The organism is Streptomyces sp. ST2-7A (assembly GCF_021390475.1).
GTDB lineage: Bacteria > Actinomycetota > Actinomycetes > Streptomycetales > Streptomycetaceae > Streptomyces.
In genome coordinates, this window is record NZ_JAJUWS010000011.1 from 129370 (window position 1) to 143821 (window position 14452).

Annotated in this window: 14 protein-coding genes; 3 read left to right on the forward strand and 11 right to left on the reverse strand. The window is 74.6% G+C overall.

Annotation, left to right across the window (positions count from 1 at the left end; all coding sequences use genetic code 11):
- Positions 1 to 161 precede the first annotated feature (161 nt).
- Both LZF96_RS09505 and LZF96_RS26495 read left to right on the forward strand, forming a co-directional pair.
- Positions 162 to 947 carry an SDR family oxidoreductase gene (locus LZF96_RS09505; RefSeq protein WP_233868672.1) on the forward strand — a complete coding sequence of 262 codons (786 nt, stop codon included), beginning with the start codon at positions 162 to 164 and terminating at the stop codon, positions 945 to 947.
- Between the two features lie 168 nt (positions 948 to 1115).
- Positions 1116 to 2819, forward strand: a complete 1704-nt coding sequence (locus LZF96_RS26495) for a serine/threonine-protein kinase (protein WP_267940661.1) — start codon at positions 1116 to 1118, stop codon at positions 2817 to 2819.
- On the opposite strand, the gene LZF96_RS09525 is transcribed toward LZF96_RS26495, so the two are convergent.
- On the reverse strand, positions 2792 to 3256 hold the full coding sequence (locus LZF96_RS09525; RefSeq protein WP_233868677.1) for a hypothetical protein: 465 nt from the start codon (positions 3254 to 3256) through the stop codon (positions 2792 to 2794). The genes LZF96_RS26495 and LZF96_RS09525 overlap by 28 nt on opposite strands.
- A 104-nt stretch (positions 3257 to 3360) precedes the next feature.
- Complete coding sequence (locus tag LZF96_RS09530; RefSeq protein ID WP_233868680.1) at positions 3361 to 4068, reverse strand: FadR/GntR family transcriptional regulator; 708 nt, start codon at positions 4066 to 4068, stop codon at positions 3361 to 3363.
- A 164-nt stretch (positions 4069 to 4232) separates the two neighbouring features.
- Between LZF96_RS09530 and LZF96_RS09535 the strand changes: the two genes are divergently transcribed.
- Entirely contained in the window at positions 4233 to 5495 is a 1263-nt protein-coding gene (locus LZF96_RS09535) for a cellulase-like family protein (protein ID WP_233868683.1), read from the forward strand.
- 156 nt (positions 5496 to 5651) lie between these two features.
- Here LZF96_RS09535 and LZF96_RS09540 read toward each other — a convergent pair whose 3' ends face one another.
- The 9 genes from LZF96_RS09540 to LZF96_RS09580 all read right to left on the reverse strand — a co-directional run.
- Positions 5652 to 6644: a sugar kinase gene (locus tag LZF96_RS09540; protein ID WP_308294174.1), complete on the reverse strand. Its 993-nt coding sequence runs from the start codon at positions 6642 to 6644 to the stop codon at positions 5652 to 5654.
- Positions 6641 to 7339 carry a bifunctional 4-hydroxy-2-oxoglutarate aldolase/2-dehydro-3-deoxy-phosphogluconate aldolase gene (locus tag LZF96_RS09545; RefSeq protein WP_233868686.1) on the reverse strand — a complete coding sequence of 233 codons (699 nt, stop codon included), beginning with the start codon at positions 7337 to 7339 and terminating at the stop codon, positions 6641 to 6643. The genes LZF96_RS09540 and LZF96_RS09545 overlap by 4 nt, the downstream gene beginning before the upstream one ends.
- An 89-nt stretch (positions 7340 to 7428) precedes the next feature.
- A complete protein-coding gene (gene dgoD, locus LZF96_RS09550) occupies positions 7429 to 8574 on the reverse strand; it encodes a galactonate dehydratase (RefSeq protein WP_233868689.1) in 1146 nt (381 codons plus the stop codon).
- A 139-nt stretch (positions 8575 to 8713) separates the two neighbouring features.
- Entirely contained in the window at positions 8714 to 9490 is a 777-nt protein-coding gene (locus tag LZF96_RS09555) for an SDR family NAD(P)-dependent oxidoreductase (RefSeq protein ID WP_233868692.1), read from the reverse strand.
- 434 nt (positions 9491 to 9924) lie between these two features.
- Positions 9925 to 10254: a DUF1330 domain-containing protein gene (locus LZF96_RS09560; RefSeq protein ID WP_233868720.1), complete on the reverse strand. Its 330-nt coding sequence runs from the start codon at positions 10252 to 10254 to the stop codon at positions 9925 to 9927.
- A gap of 67 nt (positions 10255 to 10321) precedes the next feature.
- A complete protein-coding gene (locus tag LZF96_RS09565; protein ID WP_233868695.1) occupies positions 10322 to 11572 on the reverse strand; it encodes a serine hydrolase in 1251 nt (416 codons plus the stop codon).
- Positions 11569 to 12579 (reverse strand): glycoside hydrolase family 68 protein, encoded by a 1011-nt coding sequence (locus tag LZF96_RS09570; RefSeq protein ID WP_233868698.1) that lies wholly within the window; start codon positions 12577 to 12579, stop codon positions 11569 to 11571. Before LZF96_RS09570 ends, LZF96_RS09565 begins: the two co-directional genes overlap by 4 nt.
- Before the next feature lie 101 nt (positions 12580 to 12680).
- Positions 12681 to 13505 carry a carbohydrate ABC transporter permease gene (locus LZF96_RS09575; protein ID WP_233868701.1) on the reverse strand — a complete coding sequence of 275 codons (825 nt, stop codon included), beginning with the start codon at positions 13503 to 13505 and terminating at the stop codon, positions 12681 to 12683.
- Positions 13502 to 14452, reverse strand: a 951-nt coding sequence (locus LZF96_RS09580; protein ID WP_308294175.1) for a sugar ABC transporter permease, incomplete at its 5' end; no start/stop codon positions are given. The genes LZF96_RS09575 and LZF96_RS09580, both read right to left, overlap by 4 nt.

Sequence of the window (14452 nt, forward strand, 5' to 3'; positions counted from 1 at the left end):
GGGGACCACCCTGCGCGAGGACCGGACCCCGGGACGACGGGGACGCGCCGGCCGGGTGAGTGCCCGCCCGTTCGGACGCTCCCGGAACGACCGTGATCGTTCCGGGAACGAGGATGGCCCCACCCATCGAGCCGTCGAGGGAATCGAGGAAGGGGCATCCCATGAGCGACAGGTTCACCGACAAGGTCGTCCTCATCACCGGTGGCGCCGCCGGGCTCGGCCGCGCCGCCGCCGTCCGGGTAGCCCGGGAGGGCGCCGAGCCGGTCCTGGTCGACATCAGCGAGGCCGGTCTGGCCGAGGCCGCCGCCGAGATCGAGGAGGCCGCGCCGGGTACCGAGGCGCTGACCATCGTCGCCGACGTCTCCTCCGAGGAGGACACCCGGCGCTACGTCACCGAGACGAGGAACGCCCGGGGGCGCATCGACTGCTTCTTCAACAACGCCGGCATCGAGGGCCGCCAGAACCTCACCGAGAACTACGGCGCCGCCGAGTTCGACCGCGTTCTGGCGATCAACCTGCGCGGTGTCTTCCTCGGCCTCGAGCAGGTCCTGGGCGTGATGCGCGAGCAGGGGCACGGCCGGGTCGTCAACACCGCCTCGGTGGGCGGTATCCGGGGCGTCGGCAACCAGTCCGGTTACGCCGCCGCCAAGCACGGGGTGGTCGGGCTGACCCGCAACTCCGGTGTGGAGTACGGCGAGTACGGCATCACGGTCAACGCCATCGCGCCCGGCGCCATCATGACCGCCATGGTCGAGGGCTCGCTGAAGCAGATTGACGAGGAGAACTGGGAGGAGGTCGGGCGGCAGTTCGTCTCCCTCAACCCGAGCAAGCGCTTCGGCCGCCCCGAGGAGGTCGCCCACCTGGTCGCCTTCCTGCTGTCGGACGAGGCGTCCTTCATCAACGCCACCACCATCGCCATCGATGGCGGCCAGTCGGAGAAGTACTGACCCCGCCCGGTACCGGGCCGCGCCGGCTCCACCGGCCCCACCGGCCCCACCGGCCCCGGCGCCGGGGCCGCCGGGGCCGGCCACCGGGTCCGGTGTCGGGCTCCCGCGCTAGAGTCCCCCCACATCCGGCCGGACACCTCGGCCGGGCCGGCTGCGGGGGACGGGGACATGGGCGGCGAGCACGACATCCGGGGGGACGAGGGCGTCAGGCAACCCGGGTACGAGATCTTCGAGGTGCTGGGGCGCGGTGGCTTCGCCACCGTCCACCGTGCCCGCCAGCTCTCCGTGGACCGTGAGGTCGCGCTGCGGATCGACGGCCGCCGGCTGCTCTCCGACCGTGATCGGCGCCGCTTCCTGCGCGAGGTCACCGCCGCCGGCCGACTGTCGGATCACCCGAACGTGGTGGCCGTCCACGACGCCGGGGTTCGGGAGGACGGTCGTCCCTACCTGGTGCTGGAGTTGTGCCCCGGCGGCTCGTTGGCCGACCGGCTCTCCCGCACCGGCCCGCCGCCGGTCGCCGAGGCCCGCGATATCGGCGTCGCCCTCGCCGACGCGCTGGCCGCCGCCCACGCCGCCGGTGTGCTGCACCGCGACATCAAGCCGGGCAACGTGATGATCAACCGCTACGGCGGGGTCGCCCTCACCGACTTCGGCCTCGCCGCCCTGCCCCGGCCCGGCCACGACCTGTCGGTCACCCGGGAGGCCCTGACGCCGGCGTACGCGCCACCCGAGGCGTTCCGGTTGGCCGATCCCTCCGCCGCCGGCGACGTGTACTCCCTCGCCGCCACCGTGCACGCCCTGCTGTGCGGCAGGCCGCCGCACTTCCCCGAGGACGGCGGTGCGCCGAGCCTCGCCGAACTCGTCCTCCGGCACACCGGCCCGCTGCCCGACCTGCCGGGGGTGCCGGCCGGGCTGATGGCGGTCCTGCGCCGGGCATTGGCCGCCGATCCGGCCGAACGGACCGCCGACGCGGGGGAGTTCCGTGACGCCCTGGCCGCCGTGGACCTCGGCGGGGTGCCGGTGGGTCCGGCCCCGGCCGGTTTCGGACCCGCCCCGGTGATGACCCCGGGGCCGGCGCCCGCCGGCCCCCCGGGCCCGGGCGTCGTGCCGCCGTACGCGCCGGCGGGCGGTGCCGGTGCGGTCACGGCCCCGGAGGCGGGGCCGGACACCCGCCCCACCCGCCGGCGCGGGCCGCTGCTCGTCGCGGTCGCGGCCTCCGTGGTTCTCGTGGTGGGGGCGGGCACCGGCGTGGCGCTGCTGACGAACGGCGACCAACCGGGTGACGGGGACGCGGCCGACCCCCTCGCCTCCGCGCCCCCGGCCGACGGCCCGCCGGCCGAGGGGGAGCCCGCCGGGGACGGGCACACCGACGACCCCGGGACCGACGACGGGGGTACCGGGAACGATGTGCCGGACACCGCCGTCGAGTGGGGCGTGCCGACCACCACCGAGGACTGCCCGGCCGCCGATATCGAGGGCGCGGACGCGGCCTGTGTCGTCGAGCCCGAGTGCTGGGGCGGCATGGTCGTGATCACGGGCAACGTCTCCATCACCGCGGCCGACTGTCGGACCGAGCACGTCTGGGAGACCTTCGCCATCGCCCCGCTGCCCGCCGACGGGCTCACCCACCACCAGGCCGAGCTCGCCGCCCACCCGACGGTCCGGGAGGTGTGCTCCGCCGAGGTCCTGGCGGCCTCCCTCAACGAGCGCGGCCGGGAGCGGGAGGCCGACTCGTGGGAACCGGACGTGCTGCCGCCCACCGAGGCGCGGTACGCCGCCGGCTCCCGGGTGCTGCGCTGTGTCGCCGCCTCCATCGGTCCCGACGGTTCACGGCTCACCCGCCATCACTTCGGGCCGGCCGAACCCGGCTGATCACCCCCGGTCGGGGCCGGGCCAGGAGGGGAGGGGCGCGCTCGTCCCAGCCACTCCCGGAGGCGTTCGCCGAGCACGACCTCGTGCGGGAGGTGTTCCAGCTCCGCCGGGTCCGCGGCCACTCCGCCTCGCCGCAGGATGTCGGTCAGATGCCCCCAGTGGTCGGCGGCCATCTCCTCGTGCGTACCGCCTTCCCCCGGCTCGTCCGGGCCGACCACCGTCCGGGCGGTCTCCTCGATCTCCCCGACCGAGACGAACTCCCGGATGTCCGCCCCGCCGCCGTGCGTCGACTCGGCCCAGCCCCGGTCGTCGAGCAGCGGCACCCGACGGCCGTCGGAGAGCACCGCCTCCAGCCGGGCGGACACCGCCATCTCCTCGGGGTTCGGGCGCTCCCCGTCGAGTTCGACCAGGGTGCTCAGACGGGTCACCTCGGCCATGTCGTCCCCTCCCGTGGTGCCGGACCGGTTCCGGGTCGGTCCATCGCGCGGGGAAGCACGGTATCCGGCATCGGCCGACCGTTGGGGGAATTTCCGGACGCACCTCAGGAGGTCGGGGGAGGGTTCACCAATCCCAGATCCTCCTCGGCCCGGGCCAGCAGGGCGAGCATGGCGCGGTGCGCGCCCGGGGCGTCCCCGACGCGCACGGCCTCCAGCACCGCCCGGTGGCTGGGCACGGCGTCTCCGGAGGCGGGATGGGCGTGCACGAGCCGGTCCCGTTCGAGCAGCCCGGGCTCGAGGAAGACCTCCATCCGGGCGAGGAGTTCGTTGCCGGTGGCGGCCAGCAGCACGCGGTGGAAGAGGGCGTCGGCCCCGGCCGCCGCGGTCGGATCGTCGCCGGCCTCCACCATGGCGGCCAGGGCGGCGTCCAGCGCTTCGAGATCGGCCTCGGTGCGGTGCAGCGCGGCCCGGTGGGCGGCGGCCGGTTCCACGACGGCCCGCACGTCGGCGAGATCGCGCAGCAGTCGGTCGGTGTCACCGCCCCGGGCCCGCCAGCGGATCAGGTCGGGATCGAGGAGGTTCCACTCCGCGCGGGGACGCACGAAGGTGCCGCGCTTCTGGCGGGCGTCCACCAGGCCCTTGCCGGCGAGTACCTTGAGCGCTTCGCGCATCACCGTGAGGCTGACATCGAGTTCGGCGCCGAGGGCGCGGACGTCCAGGGTGTCCCCCTCGGCGAACTCGCCGCCGACGATGCGGGCGCCCAGGCGGTGCACCACGTGGCCGTGGACGCCCCGGTCGGAATAGGACCCCATGTCGGTGCTCCCCTGTTCCCCTGCTCCCCGAATCGGGAATCGTCGTCTCCCGGACGAGTCCACTCTAGTCTGATCATTATTTATGAATAAATCTTGACACCTGCCCGGGGTCCCGTGACCATGGCCGCAGCGCCCCTCGCCCGCCGCCCCACCGGAAGGTCCCCGTGCCCCTACCACTCCCCGCCCGGCTCCCCGCCCGGCTGACCGTCAGCCTCTGGGACTTCTCCTGGTACGTCCGCACCGGTCCCGGCGAGCCCTTCGAGGACCTCGACCGCGCTTTCGCCGAGGCCGCCGACCGGGGTTACAACACCATCCGGATCTGCGCGATGCCGTTCCTCCTCTTCGGCTCCGGCCTCGACACCACCCACCTGCGACTCGGCCCCCTCGGCGGCGGACAGGGCCGACGGGTGCGCTGGTACGACGTGCGCGCCGAGACCGTCATCGACGGCCGCGCCCACCTGCTGGCCCTCTTCGGGGCCGTCCGCCGGCACGACTTCCACGTCATCCTCTCCAGCTGGGAGTACCAGCAGAGCCCCGCCTTCGCCGGCGACCGGCGGTGGTTCGACGCGCTGATGGCGGTGGAGCCGGAACGCCGACCCGAGGCACTGGCCGACGCCCTCGCCGACCTGATCGACTTCCTCGCCGCGCACGACGGTCTGGACGACCGGATCGCCTTCACCGAACTGCACAACGAGGTCCAGGCCGGTCGGCTCACCGACGGCCTCGCCGGCGATCCGGTGCTCGGCCTCCGGCCCCGCCTGGAGCGGGGCCTGGCCCGCTTCCGCGCCCGCCGACCCGACCACCCGGTCACCGTCAACTACGCCGCCGTGCCCGTGGGGGCCATGCGCGGAGTGCCCCGGGACATCGATGTCGCCGTCTTCCACCCCTACGTCCACGGCGTCCTGGACGAGATGATCGACACCTTCGCCCTGCGCGACCCCACCCGCCCCTTCCCGCGGGAACGCGCGGCGCGGGAACTGCTGCTGCCCTCGGCGCCCGCCTTGGAGGAGTGGACACCCCCGGAGCGGGACGCCTGGCGGGCGGAGGCCACCATCGTCTCGCGCCGCGAGATGTACCTGCACGAGTGGTGCGACCCCGCGAAGTGGGACGCCTGGCTGTACGACCGGCACGCCGGCCACCGCATCGCGATGGAGCAGCGCCTGGTCACCTGGATCGACGCCGCGGCCGACCTGGCCGCCGAGCTGGGCGTTCCCCTGCTCTTCGGCGAGGGCTGGTTCGGTTACACGCCCCTGCACGGCACCTTCGAGGAGGGGCCGGTCGGCGCGGCCCTGTGTCGGCGCGCGATCGAGGAGAGCGTCCGGGTCGGCGCGCTGGGCGCCGTCGTCTGCTCCAACGCCGCCCCGCACCACCCGATGTGGGCGGATGTGGACCTCCAGCGGGAGTGCAACGCCGTGCTGCGCGGCTGACGCGCCGACCGCCGGGCCCGGTTCCCCCGGCCGGCTTCGAGTCGCCGTGGTCGTTCCCGCCGCCCGCCGCCCGCCGCCCGCCGCCCGCCGCCCGCCGCCCGCCGCCGGTCCGACCGACCGGACCGGCGGCCGGCGGCACGGGTGACCCGCCCCCGCTCAGCGCACCGTGCGGCCCGGCGCGCCGTCCAGCAGCGTCAACTCGTCGCGGTGCGGGAGCCCTTCCCAGTCGCCCTCGCAGGCCACCGCGAACGCCCCGCACACCACCGCCCGTTCCAGCCGGGCTCCCGCGGCGAGACCGTCGAGCAGCCCGGAGAGGTACCCCGCGCAGAACGCGTCCCCTGCGCCCACCGTGTCCCGCACCGTCACCCGTCGGGCCGGCGCCCCCGTCGTGGAGCCGTCCCGGTGGTGGACCCGCGCCCCCTCCGCGCCGAGCTTGACGACGACCTCGCCGACACCCCCGGAGAACAACTCCGACACCCGATCCCGCTCCCCGTCCCCCGGGGCGCCGGCCACGATCGACAGCTCCTCCTCCGAGGCGATCAGCACGTCCACGTCGGGAAGCAGGGACCGGAGCACCGGCGCGGCCTCCGCGCCGCTCCACAGCCGCTCGCGGTGGTTGACGTCGAGGGTCACCGTCCGGCCGTGTTCCCGCGCGTGACGGACGGCCCCGACCACGGTGGCGCGCGGCCCCTCGCCCAGGGCCGGCGTGATCCCGGTCAGGTGCAGGATCCGGGCGCCGGCCGCCAGCGCCCCCGCCAGGTGCTCGGGGCGCTGCCGGGAGGCGGCCGAACCGGACCGCCAGTAGTGCACCCGGGCGATGTCGCCGACCCGACCCTCGCGCAGCATCACCCCCGTCGGGGCGGTCTCGTCCACGGTGGCGTGCCGCAGGTCCACACCCTCCCCGCGCAGCGCCCGCAGCACGGTCCGGCCGGGCTCGTCCGCCCCCAGCCGACCGGCCCAGCCGGCCCGGTGGCCCAACCGGGCCAGACCGACGGCCACGTTCGACTCGGCGCCCGCCACGGTGATCCGCGCCCCGCCGCCCGCCGTCAGCGGTTCCGCGGTGCGCACCGAGAGCATCGTCTCGCCGAAGGTCAGCACCTCCACGGCGGGGCTCCCGGAGGACTCCGGCACGATGTCCCGGGCGGTCACGCGTCGGCTCCGTCCGCGCACACCGCCAGGAAGGTTCGGGCCCGTTCGCGCAAGGCCCCGGTGTCACCGCCGTGCGGGGCGTCCCCCAGCAGTGGACCGCCCACCCCGACCGCCACGGCCCCGGCCGCCAGGTACGCGGCGGCGGCGTCCGCGTCGATCCCGCCCACCGGCACGATCGGCAGGTCGGGGAACGGGTCGCGCAGCGACTTCAGGTAGGGCGGGCCGCCGAGGGAGGCGGGGAAGAGCTTCACCGCCGCCGCCCCGGCCGCCATCACGGCCGCGCACTCGCCGGGGGTCAACGCCCCGCCCAGCACGGGCAGTCCGGTATCGACGGCGGCCTCCAACCCGGCCCCGGGACAGGGGGTCACCAGCCAGGCGGCACCGGCGCCCCGGGCCCGGTCCGCGTCCTCGCGGCAGAGCACGGTGCCGGCGCCGATCAGGGCCCGGTCGCCCACCTCGGCGACGACCTCGGAGAGGACCCGCTCGGCGTTCTCCGTGGTGAGTGAGATCTCGATCAGCCCGACGCCCTCCTCGGCCAGGGCCACCGCCGCGCGCACGGAGGCGCGGGCGTCCCGGCCCCGGACGATCGCGGCCAGCCGCTCGCGGCGCAGGCGGGCGAGGAGGACTTCCGGGCCGGTGGGTCCGGTGGGTCCGGTGGAGTCGGGGGAGCCGGCGCTGCTCGGTGCCGTGTTCATCGCGAAACCGTTCCGTCGGGGGTCGGGGGTCGGGGGTCGGGGGTCGGGTCCGGTGGGAGCCGGGGCGGCGCGGGAACGCGCGGCGTCGATCACCACTCGGCGAACGAGCCGTCGGGGTGCCGCCACACCGGCCCCCGCCACTCCGGGGCGCTGTCGTCGGCGGCCCGCACGGCGACCTCGTCCACCTCGATGCCCAGCCCCGGCGCGGTCGGCCGGTCGAAGTGCCCCTCGCGCAGCCGGAAGACCTCGCGGTCGACGACGTAGTCCAGCAGTTCGGCGCCGGAGTGGTAGTGGATGCCGATGCTCTCCTCCTGGATGAGGAAGTTCGGTGTGGCGAAGGCGAGTTGCAGACTCGCGGCGAGCGCGACGGGGCCCAGCGGGCAGTGCGGGGCGATCGGCACGTCGAAGGTCTCGGCGAGCGAGGCGATGCGCCGCACCTCCGATATGCCGCCGGCGTGTGAGGGGTCCGGTTGCAGCACCGCGATCCCGGCCCGCAGGGCGGGCAGCACCTCGGCCCGGGAGTACAGTCGCTCGCCGGTGGCCAGCGGCACGGGGGAACAGGAGACCAACCCCGCGAGCAGCGGGGTGTGTTCGGGCAGCACCGGCTCCTCCACGAAGAGCGGCGCGGTGGGTGCGAGCAGGGGCAGCAACCGGCGGGCGTCGGCGGCGCCGACGCGGCCGTGGAAGTCGATCGCGAAGTCCCGGTCGGGGCCCATCACCTCACGGGCCGTCTCCGCCCGGCGCACCACCCGATCCAGCTCCGCGACGGTGACCAGGCGGTCCATCCGGCCGCCGGCGTTCATCTTCACGGCGGTGAAACCCGCCTCCACCCGGGCGGTCAGGGCGTCGGCGATCTCGGCCGGGTCGTCCCCACCCACCCAGCCGTAGGCCCGTACCCGGTCCCGCACCGGGCCACCGAGCAGCACGTGCACCGGCGCGCCCAGGGTCTTGCCGAGGATGTCCCACAGCGCCTGATCCAGGCCGGCGACGGCGCTGGAGAGGATTGGCCCGCCCCGGTAGAAACCACCCTTCGTCATCACCTGCCAGTGGTCCTCGACGCGCAACGGGTCGCGGCCCACCAGCAGCTCGGAGAGTTCGCGGACCGCCGTGCGGACCGTGGCGGCCCGGCCCTCGACCACCGGTTCACCCCAGCCGACGACACCCTCGTCGGTCTCGATCCGACACAGCAGCCAGCGCGGCGGTACGGCGAACGTCTCGACACGGGTGATCCTCACGCGGTACTCCTCGCCCGTTCCGGCCGGCGCGCGGAACGGTGTGCGGTGACGGAAGGGGGCGGGGGAGCCGGACACGCGCCCCGGCCGGTGCGTCCGGCCCGGGCGCCGCCGGCTGTTGTCACGGTGGTGCGCGGCGGGGTCACGAGCCGCCCTTGACGACGCTCCAGCCACCGTCCACCACCAGGGAGGCGCCGGTGACGTAGGAGGCGTCCGGGTGGAGGAGGAAGGCGATGGTGGAGGCGACCTCCTCGGGGCGGCCGAGCCGTCCGGCCGCCGTCTGCGCGGCGCTCGCGCGCCGCTCCGCCTCGCCGATGCCGTCCCAGGCGGGGGTGAGGACGGGGCCGGGCAGGACGGTGTTCACCCGCACCGCGGGGCCGTACTCCACCGCCAACTGCCTGGTGAGACCGGTCAGTCCGGCCTTGGCGGCGGCGTAGGCGGGGCGGCCCGGCAGACCGGCGAGGGCGTGCACGGAGGAGACCAGGACCACGGCTCCTTCGGTCTTCCGCAGGTCGGCCAGGCAGGCGCGGAAGCCGAGGAAGGCGGCGGTGAGGCCGACCGCGAGTTGGCGGTTCCACTCGGTGAGGTCGATGCGGTCGGCGGCGCCGACGGTGACCGCCGCCGCGTTGCCGACCAGGCCCGAGATCGGGCCGAACCGTTCGCCCGCCGCCCGGACCACTTCCCGCCAGCGTGTCTCGTCGGTCACGTCCAGGGCGTGGTGGTCGGCCTCGCCACCGGAGCGCCGGATGTCGGCGGCGACCTCGGCGGCCCCCTCGGCGCGGATGTCCGTGACCACGACGGCGGCTCCCTCGGCGGCCAGGCGTCGGGCCGTCGCCGCCCCGATCCCCGAGGCCGCGCCCGTCACCAGCACGCACCGCCCGGTGAATCGGCCGACGCGTGGCGGTGTCTCCCGCTCCATGGGCCCTCCCGTCTCCCGTCACGGGGTCGGATCCCCCGGGGCGGGACCACTCCGCCCATTAGGATTCATTAAATAGTAATTAATGAAGGGCGCCAAGCCCTGCCCGCTCGCCTCACCACCTCTCGTGCCGGGTCGTCCCCGGAGCCGGGAGCGACGCCGCGCCGACGAGCGGGCGGAGTCGCCGCGTGCCCGGTGCCCGACGGTCGGGGTTCCGATCCGGAGACCCGGGGGAGAGGGTCGGCCCCCGGCGGTTCCCTCCCCCGGGGCATCGCCGGGAGCCGGGGCGATCGTGGTGGAGCGCCTTCCGCGCAGGACCCCACCGTCCGTCCCGCCCGGAGGTGGGACGGACGGTGGGGGAGGGGTCGGCGGACGCGCCCCGATCCCGGTGGCCCGGCTCCCCGGAGGGTCGCCGGGTGCCCCGCCGACCGCGCCCGTCAGGCGCGGTCGGCGCCCTCCGCCGGAGCCGGTCGGCCCCACGGCCGGGTGGGCTGGAGCACCGCCTCCGTCAGGGCGACCGTGCGCCACTCCGCCACCTCCCGGTACTCCGGGTCGGCGACCATGCCGAGGAATGCCTCGCGGCTCGGGTAGCGGACCAGCAGGACCGCGTCCCACTCCTGTCCCTCCTCGGCCACCAGGGCGGCGGCGCCCTCCCCGGCATAGAGCACCTCGCCGCCGTGGCGCGGCAGGAAGGTCTCGGCCACGGCCCGCGAGTAGCGGCGGTAGGACTCCCGGCCGCCCTCGGCGAAGCGCAGCAGGTTGAGCATCACCACCGGCCCTCCGGCATGTACCGGGGCTCCACCGGCCCCTCGCCGAGGGTCGCCCATGCCCCGGCTATCCGAGGAGGATCCCCCTCAGGGCGTCCACGATTCGGGTGCCGCGCGGGTCGTCCCCCGCCTCCATCCGGTTGGTGAGGAAGGCGAAACCGACCCCGGTCACCGGGTCCGCGAAGGCGACCTGCCCCCCGGCGCCGTCGTGCCCGAACCCATCCGGGGTGAGGAAACGGCGGGCCTCCGAGTCGAGCTGGAAGCCCATCGCCCAGCGCGCGTGGGGACCGGGAACGTCGAACACCGGCTTCCCCTCCGTCCGCACCACCAGCGCGCGCCGCAGCGTGTCCTCCTCCAGGAGCCGGACGCCCCGGGTCCCGGTCACCGTCGCCGACCAGATGCAGGCCAGCGCCCGGGCGGTGGCGATGCCACCGGCGCCGGGTATCTCGGCCGCCCGCACCGCCGGGTCGTTGAAGCCGCGGGTGGGGTGCGCCAGTTCCGGCGGGAAGGCGTCCCCCAGGGTCATCGCCAGTCCCGGCCAGTCGGGACGCTCCGGCGTGCGATCCCGCGCCAACCCCTGCTGCCGGACGTGCTCGGTGAGGGTCGGGCCGACCCGCAGGTGCGCCACCCGCCCCTGGACCGCCTCCGGCACCCCGATCCAGGCGTCCGCGCCGAGCGGGCCCGCGATCACCTCGTCGAAGTACCGACCGACCGATCCGCCGGTGATCCGGCGGATGACCTCGCCGATCAACCAGCCGTGGGTCAGGGCGTGGTAGGCGTGCCCGGTACCGGGCTCCCACAGCGGTTCCTGTTCGGCCAACGCGGCCGTCACGGTGTCCCAGTCGAGGACCTCGGCGGTGGAGAACGACCGCCGGGGGGCCGAGAGGCCGGCCCGGTGGGCGAGGATGTCGCGGACCGTCACCCCCTCCTTGCCGGCCCGGCCGAACTCCGGCCAGTGGGCCGCGACCCGGTCCTCGTAGTCGAGCCGGCCCTCCTGCACCAGGCGGGCGGCCAGGATCGAGACCAGCCCCTTGGTGCACGAGAAGATCACGCTCGGGGTGTCCGTCCGCCAGGGGGCGCCGGTGCGGGCGTCCGCGACACCGCCCCACAGGTCCGCCACCGGTTCACCGCGGTGCAGGACCGCCAGCGCCGCCCCCGTGTCCCGTGTCCCCTCGAAGACCGCCGCGAAGGCGTCCCGCAGGGGCTCGAAACCGGGCGCGACCCGTCCGCGCACGGTGACCTCCCCGACCGGCTCGGTCGGCTCGACGGGCTCGGCCGGTTCGTTCGGTCCGGTGGGGACCTCCGTGGAAGCGCTCATCGGACACCCTCCCCGACCGCGAGGAGCGGATCGCCATCGGTCGACCGACCCAGGGGCAGCGGGTCGGAGATCCTGCCGACGAAGCCGGTCCCGTCACCGGCGTCACCGATGTTCTCGAAGGCCAGCATCACCCACCGGCCGGCGCGGTCCCGGATCACCCGGCCGCTGTACAGCTCGTCACCGGTCAGCCGGACCGCGCGCTCCACCGGGAACGGCCCGACCGGGCCCGGGGCGGTGACCGCCCAGATGCCGCCGCCCCCGCCGTCCCGCCGCGCCCCCGCCAGGTGCGCGGTGTCGCAGGAGAAGAGCAGCAGGTGCCGGCCGTCGATGGTGACCGACTGCGGGACCTCCAGGTGGGCGAAGCCCGCGCCCGGCGCGCTGAGCGGCTCCCGCACCGTCCAGACCTCCAGGTCCGGGGAGGTGGCGTGGCCGATGACCCCGCGATCGCGCGGATCGGCGGGCACCTCCCCGGCCGCGTTCCGGCCATCGCGTCCGGCGCGGGCGGTGATCAGCATGTGCCACCCGTCCCCCGAGGGATCGGGGAAGACCCAGGGGTCGCGCCAGGCCTCCTCGTGCCAGGTCCCCTCGGCGAGGGTCTCGTACCGGAACGGGTCGGCGGTCGTCAACGCGGCCGGCGACCTCTCCCAGGTGGTGAGGTCGGCGGACCGGGCCACGCCGATCGTCTCGATGTTCCGCGCGGAGTCCGCGGAGGGGAACCGGGCGCCGGTGTAGAACATCCGCCACATCCCGTCCGGGCCCCGCACGACGCTGCCGGTCCAGGTGGCCGTCTCGTCGAAGGCGCCGGGACCGCCCGGGCCGAGCACCGGACCCCGGTCCGACCAGGTCCGCAGGTCCGTCGAGACCGCGTGCCCGACCACGGCGTTGCGGTGCCGCAGGTCCGGGTCGCCGAGCGAGCGCGGCGCGTGCAGGTAGAAGAGGTGGAACAGGTCGCCGGAGTCGGCGATCCAGAAATCCCAGACCCAGTGGTCGTCCAGGGCGAAGGTCACGGAGGTGCTCGATTCGGTGTGAGGGGAGGACGGCGTCGGCGCGGGCGCGCCGACGCCGTCCGAGCGGTGGGGAGCCGGGTGACCGGGGCGGGGGCGGGGCGTCAGCCCTTCACGGCCCCCCGCAGCAGGGCCCGGATGAACTGCCGCTGGAAGACGAGGAAGACGATGATCGCCGGGGTGATGATGATCAGCGCGCCGGCGTTCAGCAGCGGGATGCTCAGCGAGTACTGCCCCTGGAAGAAGGTCAGGGCGCCGGCGGCGGTGCGCTTGAGCGGGTCGTCGATGAGCACCACCGGCAGCAGGAACTGGTTCCAGGTCCACAGGAACAGCAGGATGCCCAGGGCCGAGACGGCCGGCATCGCCAGCGGCAGCTGGATCCGCCGGAACTCCTGCCACAGGCCGGCACCGTCCACCCGTGCCGCCTCGGCCAGCTCCGGCGGGACGTTGACGAAGTGGGCGCGCATCCAGAAGACGCCGAAGGGCATGAACAACCCGATCAGTGGGAAGATCACCGCCCACTGCGAGTTGAGCGTCCCCAGGGCCTGCGCCTGGTAGTAGAGCGGGATGATCAGGGCCTCGAAGGGGATGGTCAGGCCCAGCACCATGAAGATCAGCACGCCCCGTCCGCCGCGCACCCGCAGCCCGCCGAGCGCGTACCCGGCGAGGGTGGCGATCAGCAGACTGACCGGCACCACCCCGAGCACGATGAACAGACTGGAGCCCATCAGCTCCCACACGTGCCCGGTCTCGAAGGCCCTGACGAAGTTGCCCCACTGGGGGTCGGAGGGCCAGGCCAGACCGGTGGGGTTCACATCGGCCGGCTGCAACGCCGCCGAGATCATGTTCACCAGTGGGATGACGGTGAGCACGAGGGCGAGGATCAGCAGGACGCGACCCAGCACCCGCTCGGTGCGGTCGGCGATCATCGGTCACCCGCCTTCGACAGACGCTGGATCGGCAGCACGCACACCAGCACCAGGACCATCAGCACGATCCCGAACGCCGAGGCCAACCCGACGTCGCTCTGGGTGAAACCGATCCGGTAGATGGACAGGGCCGGCACCTGGGTGGCGCGTCCGGGCCCGCCCTGGGTGGAGGTGTAGATGATGTCGAAGCTGCTCAGCGCCGCGATCACGCTGAGCGTCATCAGCACGGCGATCTCCTGCCGCAGCCCGGGCAGCGTGATGGTGAAGAACTCCCGCCACCACCCGGCGCCGTCGAGCCGGACCGCCTCGTACAGCGAACCGTCGATCTTGCCGATGCCGGTGAGCAGCAGGACGGTGCACAGGCCGGTCAGCACCCAGGAGCCGATCAACCCCACGGCGGGCAGCGCCGTGCCGTAGTCCGCCAGCCACGGTCGGGCGATCCACCCGAGGCCGAGCCAACCGAGGATCTCGTTGACCGCGCCGGTCTGCGCGTACATCCACGACCAGGCGATACCGGCCGCGGCGAGCGGGATGATCTGTGGCAGGAACAGGATGGTCTGCGACGCCCGGGAGAACGGCCCCGGGCGCAGGGAGCGGATGAGCGTGGCGAGCATCAGGCCCGCGCCGACCGGGATGACGGTGAAGAACGCGATCAGCACGAACGCGTTGCGGATCGAGGCCAGCAGATGGGGGTCGCTGAACACCGTGACGTAGTTGTCCAGCCCGACCCAGGTGGCGGCACCGACGCCGTTCCAGTCGTAGAACGAGTACTGGACACCCATGAACAGCGGCCAGATGACGAACCCGATGTACGCGCCGAGGGCCGGCAGCAGCAGGAGCCACCCGCGGTCGGCCGCCCGTCGGGCCGGCGGGGTGTCGCTGGCCAGCAGCCGGGGCGCGTTCGCGGTGAGGTTCTGGAAGGTGTCCCGGTTGATCTTGAACGTGAC

Bases quoted from the DNA above. Each gene is read 5' to 3' on its own strand.
- LZF96_RS09505 (WP_233868672.1), top strand. From the start codon at position 162: ATGAGCGACAGGTTCACCGACAAGGTCGTCCTCATCACCGGTGGCGCC.
- LZF96_RS26495 (WP_267940661.1), top strand. From the start codon at position 1,116: ATGGGCGGCGAGCACGACATCCGGGGGGACGAGGGCGTCAGGCAACCC.
- LZF96_RS09525 (WP_233868677.1), bottom strand. From the start codon at position 3,256: ATGGCCGAGGTGACCCGTCTGAGCACCCTGGTCGAACTCGACGGGGAG.
- LZF96_RS09530 (WP_233868680.1), bottom strand. From the start codon at position 4,068: ATGGGGTCCTATTCCGACCGGGGCGTCCACGGCCACGTGGTGCACCGC.
- LZF96_RS09545 (WP_233868686.1), bottom strand. From the start codon at position 7,339: ATGAACACGGCACCGAGCAGCGCCGGCTCCCCCGACTCCACCGGACCC.
- LZF96_RS09555 (WP_233868692.1), bottom strand. From the start codon at position 9,490: ATGGAGCGGGAGACACCGCCACGCGTCGGCCGATTCACCGGGCGGTGC.
- LZF96_RS09560 (WP_233868720.1), bottom strand. From the start codon at position 10,254: ATGCTCAACCTGCTGCGCTTCGCCGAGGGCGGCCGGGAGTCCTACCGC.
- LZF96_RS09565 (WP_233868695.1), bottom strand. From the start codon at position 11,572: ATGAGCGCTTCCACGGAGGTCCCCACCGGACCGAACGAACCGGCCGAG.
- LZF96_RS09575 (WP_233868701.1), bottom strand. From the start codon at position 13,505: ATGATCGCCGACCGCACCGAGCGGGTGCTGGGTCGCGTCCTGCTGATC.